General features: G+C 56.3%; 9 protein-coding genes. 6 read left to right on the plus strand and 3 right to left on the minus strand.

What is annotated here, in order from left to right; all coding sequences use genetic code 11:
• Window positions 1-1,242, plus strand: a 1,242-nt coding sequence (locus Q0510_RS23010; protein ID WP_298717016.1) for an FtsX-like permease family protein, incomplete at its 5' end; no start/stop codon positions are given.
• 60 nt (window positions 1,243-1,302) lie between these two features.
• Complete coding sequence (locus tag Q0510_RS23015; protein ID WP_298717019.1) at window positions 1,303-2,655, plus strand: anaerobic C4-dicarboxylate transporter family protein; 1,353 nt, start codon at window positions 1,303-1,305, stop codon at window positions 2,653-2,655.
• On the opposite strand, the gene Q0510_RS23020 is transcribed toward Q0510_RS23015, so the two are convergent.
• Window positions 2,650-2,916, minus strand: coding sequence for a hypothetical protein (locus tag Q0510_RS23020; RefSeq protein ID WP_298717022.1), 267 nt, complete (start codon window positions 2,914-2,916; stop codon window positions 2,650-2,652). The two genes, Q0510_RS23015 and Q0510_RS23020, sit on opposite strands and share 6 nt — an antisense overlap.
• A gap of 180 nt (window positions 2,917-3,096) precedes the next feature.
• Here Q0510_RS23020 and umuD point away from each other — a divergent pair, with 180 nt between their 5' ends.
• A complete protein-coding gene (umuD, locus tag Q0510_RS23025; RefSeq protein WP_298717025.1) occupies window positions 3,097-3,564 on the plus strand; it encodes a translesion error-prone DNA polymerase V autoproteolytic subunit in 468 nt (155 codons plus the stop codon).
• Between the two features lie 139 nt (window positions 3,565-3,703).
• Here the strand turns inward: umuD and Q0510_RS23030 are convergent, their stop codons facing one another.
• Together Q0510_RS23030 and Q0510_RS23035 are read right to left on the minus strand one after the other, a co-directional pair.
• The gene (locus tag Q0510_RS23030; protein ID WP_298717027.1) at window positions 3,704-3,919 is read right to left on the minus strand and encodes a hypothetical protein; all 216 of its coding nucleotides are present in this window, start codon (window positions 3,917-3,919) and stop codon (window positions 3,704-3,706) included.
• Window positions 3,920-3,967: 48 nt separating this feature from the next.
• On the minus strand, window positions 3,968-4,921 hold the full coding sequence (locus Q0510_RS23035) for an AraC family transcriptional regulator (RefSeq protein ID WP_298717029.1): 954 nt from the start codon (window positions 4,919-4,921) through the stop codon (window positions 3,968-3,970).
• Window positions 4,922-5,118: 197 nt separating this feature from the next.
• Between Q0510_RS23035 and Q0510_RS23040 the strand changes: the two genes are divergently transcribed.
• The 3 genes from Q0510_RS23040 to Q0510_RS23050 form a co-directional block, all read left to right on the plus strand.
• The gene (locus Q0510_RS23040) at window positions 5,119-5,529 is read left to right on the plus strand and encodes a DUF779 domain-containing protein (protein WP_298717032.1); all 411 of its coding nucleotides are present in this window, start codon (window positions 5,119-5,121) and stop codon (window positions 5,527-5,529) included.
• Window positions 5,530-5,569: 40 nt separating this feature from the next.
• Window positions 5,570-5,770, plus strand: a complete 201-nt coding sequence (locus tag Q0510_RS23045) for a YwbE family protein (RefSeq protein ID WP_298717035.1) — start codon at window positions 5,570-5,572, stop codon at window positions 5,768-5,770.
• Window positions 5,771-5,890: 120 nt separating this feature from the next.
• On the plus strand, window positions 5,891-6,847 hold a 957-nt coding region (locus tag Q0510_RS23050; RefSeq protein ID WP_298717038.1), incomplete at its 3' end, for a PCMD domain-containing protein.

Below are 6,847 nucleotides of genomic sequence, written 5' to 3' on the forward strand. Positions count from 1 at the left end.
ACGGGCTCACTGCTGTCCGGCCTGTACCCCGCGTTTGTTTTGTCGCGCTTCAAGCCGGTGGTGGTATTGAAAGGCCGGGTGATTTCTTCGCGGCAGGGTGCGGGCCTGCGCAAGGCGCTGGTGGTTTTCCAGTTCGCCGCATCGCTGTTCCTGCTGGTGGGTACGCTCATCGTTTTCAAGCAGATCCGCTTCATGCGCGGGCAGGAGCTGGGCTTCACGATGGAACAGACGCTCGTCGTGAAAGCGCCCATGGCGGTCGATGACGTACTGTATGGCCAGAAGCTGGTGACGCTGCGGCAAAACCTCCGCAACGAAAGCGTGCTGCAGGATCTTTCGGCTTCGTCGTACATCCCCGGCGAGCCGGTGGAATTCAACGCGGCGGGGATACGGCTGCGGGGTGAGGATTTTAAACAGGGGAAGGAATACCGCGTTATCACTACCGATGATCATTTCGTGCCGGCATTTGACCTTAAGTTGGCCGCGGGGCGCAACTTCTCGGAGCGGTTCGGGGGAGAGGCGATGTCGGTGATGTTTAACGAAACCGGCCTGCGCAAACTGGGCTTCTCTGATCCGAAGGAAGCGATCGGCAAGCAGATCAATTTCTGGGAGAAATTCTATACGATCGTGGGCGTGGTGAAAGATTACCACCAGCAAGGGCTCCGCGAATCGATGGAGCCGCTTATTTTCCGGTATGATCCGGCGGTGAAGGGCGCGATATCCATGAAGATCGCCGCGGCAGATGCGCAGCAGGCCATCGCTACGGTACGGAAGCACTACACGGCGCTTTTCCCCGACAACCCTTTCGACTTTTTCTTCCTCGACCAATATTTCGACAACCAATACCAGGCTGACCAGCGGTTCGGACAGGTGTTCGGATTGTTTACCGGCCTGGCCATTTTCGTGGCCTGCCTGGGCCTCTTTGGGCTGGCATCCTTCACGGTGATGCAGCGAACCAAAGAGATCGGCGTGCGGAAGGTGCTGGGCGCCTCCGTGCCGCAGATCCTCGGTTTGCTCTACCGCGAATATGCAACGCTGATCGTATGGGCCTTTGCGATGGGCGCGCCGCTGGCATGGTGGTTCTCCGCCCGCTGGCTGCAGGGCTACGCATTCCGGACCGGCGTGGGCTGGCTGTCATTCGTGCTCCCGTTGCTCATCGTGCTGGCCGTGGCCTTCCTCACCGTAGGCGTGCAGAGCTTCCGCGCGGCAACGGCCAACCCGGTCAAAAGCCTGCGGTCGGAATAGAAACTTCTCCACAGCGCCAAACCATCGGGCGGCCCTGCGTGTTGTTTGAAAAAAACGCGCATGGTCTGGATTGAATTTGCCATTTTACTCGCCTGCATTCTCATCGGTTCAAGGATCAAAGGCGTGGGACTGGGGGTGATGGGGATGATCTGCATGCTCATCTACACGCTCATTTTCCACATGCAACCCGCCGACCCGCCGGTGGAAGTGATGCTGATCATCCTTTCCGTGGTGTCTGCCGCCGCGGCGCTGCAGGCCGCAGGCGGGATGGATTATCTCGTCAGGCGGGCGGAAAAATTATTGCAGAGCCGTCCGGGCCAGATCACTTTCCTCGGGCCGCTGGCGACGTATAGTTTCACGCTGTTCGCCGGCACTTCACATATCAATTATTCCATCCTTCCCATCATCGCCGAAATTTCCGCGCGCAAGCGCATCCGGCCCGAGCGCCCCCTGAGCATTTCGGTGATCGCCTCGCACCTGGCATTGACGGCCAGCCCGGTTTCGGCCGCCACGGCCACTTTGGTAAGCATCCTCCGCGATCACGGCATTTCCCTCGGCAATGTGCTCATGGTATGTATTCCCGCTACGATGACGGGCATCCTGGCCGGTATTTTATCGGTGCTGAAGATGGGGAAAGACCTGGATAAAGACCCCGAGTTCCTGGAGCGCATGAAAGACCCTGCGTTCGCCGCGCAGCTGGATGCGGGGCAACAGGCGGAGCGCCCGCCGCTGCCGCCGGGCGCGAAATTATCCGTGGCCCTGTTCGGCGCGGGTGTGTTGCTCATCATCCTCATCGGCTCTTTCCGCGGCATCCTGCCCAATTTCGCTGACGTGGAAGGTTTTGTCCCGAACATGGTGGTAGGTGCCGACGGTACCATCCGCATGGCCGCCATGATCCAGATGGTGATGCTGGCCGTATTGGCGCTGATCATCCTGCTTTGCAAAACTTCTTCCGCCTCCGTGGCAAAGGCGTCGCTGTTTGCCTCCGGCGCGCAGGCTTGTATTTCGGTATTTGGTGTGGTGTGGATGAGTGCGACCTTCATGCTGGCCAACGAGGTACTGATCGAGCGGAGTCTCGGCGCCATGGTGCAATCTTACCCCTGGACGTTCTCCTTTGCATTGTTCGTATTATGCGGCCTGCTCTTCAGCCAGGCGGCTACCACGCGGGCCCTCATGCCGCTGGGCGTATCGCTGGGCATCAGCGCGCAGCACCTGGTAGCGATGTTCCCCGCGGCCAACGGTGATTTCGTGCTGCCGGGATATCCAACGCTGGTGGCAGCCATGGAATTCGACAAAACGGGTTCTACCCGGGTAGGCAAATACCTGGTGAACCACAGCTTCATGCGGCCGGGGCTCGTGGCGGTTACCGTATCTGTCGTAATGGGATTTTTGCTCGCGGGATTGCTGCTATAAAAAGGTAGGAGCGGGGCAGCAGCTGTCGAGGAAAATGTTAACGCTCTTGCGATCGAAGCGGGGCAGTATCAAATGGTCGATGCCGACCAATTTGTCTTTCATTAATCTTAACAACCTAAATTCATATAACATCTCGGTCAACCGGTTGATATTGACCGCCTTCTTCAACTCCTCCAACACAGCCATGCCTTCCGAGACCGTCAGGTAGTCGATGAAACACATTGGCCCGCTGGGGGAAATTAGTAGAATACGTGATTGCATGATGTTCGGTTTTTCAAATGAAGGGCGCACAGGATGAAACTAGCGTAGCAGTAAGGTAACACATTTGTGTGATATAAGGCTGTTCTTTAACATAACTTTATCCACGTTTCCCAATGTTGGGCTTCTACCCATCAATAGTACTAAGTTATTTAGCTAACATTGCTAAAAATATTAGTAGTCATGTATGCAGTTAACCAACGGAACGGCCTTTCCTTTTACGCCGTCCGGGAGACAGGAGAGATCAGCGTTCCCTTTGTCTGGACCCCTCTGAAAGCGGGCTTTCCCTCGCCCGCGCAGGACTATATGGAAGAAGAAATCGACCTCGTGAACCTGCTGGGAATGAACAAACCATCCGTGTTCATCGTCCGCGTCGACGGTAATTCCATGACCGACGCGCATGTTCCCGACAGGAGCTACCTGGTGGTGGACCGCTCCCTCAAGCCCATGCCCAACGATATCGTGGTGGCCGTCCTCAACGGCGAATTCACCGTCAAAACCCTCGTAAAATCATCCACCGGCTGGATGCTCTACCCCGAAAACTCCCTGTACGACCCCATCGTTATCCGCGACAGCGATGCGTTCCAGGTATGGGGCGTGGTGGCCCAGATCGTTATCGACCGGAAAGAAATGCGCCTGCGTAAACGGTAAAGTAACAAGGCCGGGGAAAACATACGGCGCCGCACCCGGGAAGTGCCGGACCCTGGCCGTTTTCAACATGCAGAATGTGTAATGATTAATATGGAAGCAATCCGCCGGGCCCCTGATCGCAGGGGCCCGGTTTTTTATGCTACGCGCCCCGCCTGCGGCCGCTCATCACCATCACGATCCCCGCCACCGTCACCACCGCGCCCACATACGTAGGCCAGCCGATCCAGCGGTTTTCCTTTTTGGTGATTTCAACAGGCCCTGCGTCGAGGATTTCCTTGTCGGTTTGCACGAAGAAGCCGCGGACCAGCATCATGACGATGCCCGCAATGATGAGAATAATACCCAGTGTTTTCATATCCGGAAGTTTCCGGAACAACGGCAAACGATGTGCCACGGGGAGAACTTACGGTTGTTGGGAAGCGAGCAGGCGCGAATGGTCGGAACTGATGGTTTGATAAGTTTTAGGCGTAATGCCCTCCACTTTTTTGAACATCCGGATGAAATAGTTGACGTCCGTAAACCCGCAGAGCTCGCTCACGGCGCCCACGCTGTGGTCGGGCTGGGAGAGGAGGCGCTTGGCCAGTGTGATGCGCTCGCGGTTGATGTATTCCAGCGGCGTGATGCCGAACTGCTCGCGGAACCAGCGGAAAAAAAGGTTGCGGCTCAGGTAAGCTTTTTTGCTGAGCGTGTCCACCGAAATGCGCTCGGTCAGGTGCTCGCGGATATAGTTAAGCACGAAGTGCTGGCGGCTCTGGTTGTTGCTCACGGCCGATTCCGTCATCACCTGCGTCAGGTGCTGGCTTTGCATGAGGCGGATGAGCAGTTCTTTCAGGTTGAGATCGGCGTAGATGTCCTTACTGTTATCCGCACTGCAGCAGATGCGGATCAGTTTGTTGATCAGCGCGGATATCTCATCGTCGTTTTCGAAATGGTACTGGTTGAATTGCAACCGCCAGGAACGGCGCTCGTCGGGCGATTGGTAATAACTGTTCAGGTATTCGATCGTACCGCGGACATACAGCGCGTCGATCGCCAGCGCGATGCATTGGGTGGGATTGTCGAAACTTGCTTCAGGAAAATCGATCGCCATCTTTTCGTTGGCCGGGTAGATGACCGTTTCGCCGGGAAGGTAGTCGAAGCTGGGCTGGTTGGGAAGATGCATGACCTTCTTGCCGCGTACCATGCTGGTGATAATGAACTCGTTGAACTGCATCGGCACGGCCCAGGCCGTCTCAAAACATTCAAAAACATTCAGCTCGCAGTTGTTCAGGTTGAAAACGCGGCGGTTTTCCACCAAAGTCTTCAACATTCTGGTGGGCATCAGCTCGATATGCTCTAACAGGTGTTTCCGGGCCATAACAGATGTAACTATTTCAAAATAATGATTTTTCCCGAATGTGGCATGAAGTCGGGTACGATTGTGCTAATAAACAGTACGAACGTAGCGGGGTTTTTCCCGTAATTGAGTGAATTTAGCATCATGATGTTCGAATAAATGCAGCACACCCTATGAGAAACATCAGCACGGATGTATTGTAACCACAACCGCCCATTATGAATGACTCCAGAATCGTAGCCGCCAAACCAGCTATGCAATTAATCCGGCAACTCGTTTCCCGCCATGGTCCGTTGGAATTCAGGATCAGCGGAAGTTGTGTAGAAGGCTTCACGCCCACCTGCGTCCACGGCAATGCCGCGGAAACGGTGGAAGACAGGTACTCCCTGGGAACCGTCGCCGGCTGCCCGGCTTATATCGAACCGGCGCCCGGGATCGCAGACGATTATTCACATTTCGTGTTACAGGTGGAAGAGGGGAGAACCAACCCCGGCTCCCTGGAGGCACCCGGAAACGTCCGTTTTTTCCTTACCAAAAAAATAAGCCCGCGCGAAATTGGCGCCCGCGCAGGAGAAACCAATCCGCACATGTTCAGTTACCTTTTCGGCTACAGCGGCAACTGGGGCTGATTTCGTACCTTCGCGCGACACAAAAAAATCCGCGAACAGCATGAGGGAAGACGCACAATACAGAAAAAACATCACACCCGGCCTCGAAGTCGGCATAGTCCTGAAGAAAGACCAGCGCAGCGGAAAAGTGACTTACGGTATCGTTCAAGACCTTCTCACTTCCGCTGCGTACCATTCCAGGGGGATCAAGGTCAGGCTGGAAGACGGACAGGTAGGCAGGGTGGTAGAAATTCTATACTGAACGTTGTGTTTGTCCGCAACGGAATCCTTGCTTCTGCAACCAAACCGGATTCAGCCCGTCACTTACCTGGCGGGTTTTCCGTTTTTAAACTTCCACCGCAACTTCACTGTTAATAACATTATGACCCACATCAACACCGCACATTTCCTGCGGGCATGCGCGATTATCACCGTGTTTGCGCTGCTCCAGGCCTGCATCAAAGACGAGCCGCCCAACCCGGAGGCGGACATTGAAACCTTCTCCCTCCCGGATTCCCTGCTCACCGGCGACATTTTCATCGACCAGTCGAACCGCAAAATCCTCCTCTACCTGGAGCCTGAAGCCTACGAAAGCGGCGTTGCGCCGGTGATCACCACTTCGGCCGGCGGCAACGTTTCGCCCGCCTCGGGGGATTCCATCTTCTTCCATAACGAGGTCGTCTATACGGTGACTTCCGCCAGCGGCGAGAACCGCAAGCAGCACACGGTGGAAGTGGTGTCGATCGGCGAATGGACATGGGGGTTCGAGCACTGGCAGATCCATCCAACGGATAAATACCAATACCCGGTGGAGGACGACGGCAAGCAGGTATGGTCGTCGGGCAACCCGGGTGTGGCCCTGGGCGGCGTGCAAAAACGCCCGGATGCGTATCCATTGCGGTCCACCGAAGAATCGGAAGCGGGCAGTTACGCGGCGGAACTGCTCACGCTGAAAGGCACGGTGCTCTCCGGCCTGGTGGGCATCAAACTGTTTGCGGGATCGCTGTTCCTGGGGAATTTCGATGTGAGCAACGCCTTCCTCGAGCCCCTGAAAGCCACGCAGTTCGGGCAGCCATATACCGGCAAGGCCACGCGCTTCACCGGGTACTACAAATATGCGCCCGGCGCTACCTACCAGGATAAGGCCGGCAACGCTGTGCCCGGCGTCACCGATTCCTGCGCGATTTATGCCGTGCTCTATTCCGGCCGCACCCGGCTGGATGCGACGAACATCAACACGTCCGACCGCATCATCGCCACGGCCAAACTGCCCGACGGCTCCGCCCGCGGCAACTGGACGCACTTCGATATTCCTTTCACCTACATCCCCGGCCGCGCC

Source organism: uncultured Chitinophaga sp. (assembly GCF_937874145.1).
Classification (GTDB): Bacteria; Bacteroidota; Bacteroidia; order Chitinophagales; family Chitinophagaceae; genus Chitinophaga.